The organism is Streptosporangium nondiastaticum, from assembly GCF_003011965.1.
GTDB lineage: Bacteria > Actinomycetota > Actinomycetes > Streptomycetales > Streptomycetaceae > Streptomyces > Streptomyces nondiastaticus.
Map to the genome: position 1 here is coordinate 1 of NZ_PXWG01000416.1, position 383 is coordinate 383.

The window sequence follows — 383 nt, forward strand, 5'->3', positions numbered from 1 at the left end:
ACTTTCTCTTTCATGGTGCCATCGCAGTTTTCGGACTCGGTGCATTATATCTCGGTTCCAGTCAAAACGCTCGTGCCGATGACTGGGGTTGTAAAGTTATCTTGTGCTTATCCAATCCCGGTGGGGCCACGCAATATGCACAATGCCGTCCACCGGTGCAAAAGCTATGGCGGTGGCTTGCCAGAGGCAAGTCGTTTCCAACCTGCAGCAGCGCAGGGTTTGAGAGCTCACGTCCTCGCTACGAACCGTATTATTGTAATGACGGTTATCGCCTTACCGTTTCTTACGCTGATCGCAGACGCGTAGTGTCTTGCGTCTCCACTTCGGCGCAGGCTGTAAACAGCAGCCTGTGCAAACATCGCAGCGAACAGCTTCGCAATGAC

Annotated in this window: 1 protein-coding gene; it reads left to right on the top strand. The window is 53.0% G+C overall.

Features of this window, described 5'->3' with window-relative positions:
- On the top strand, positions 1 to 306 hold a 306-nt coding region (locus B7P34_RS39215), incomplete at its 5' end, for a hypothetical protein (RefSeq protein WP_223268652.1).
- Between the last annotated feature and the right edge of the window lie 77 nt (positions 307 to 383).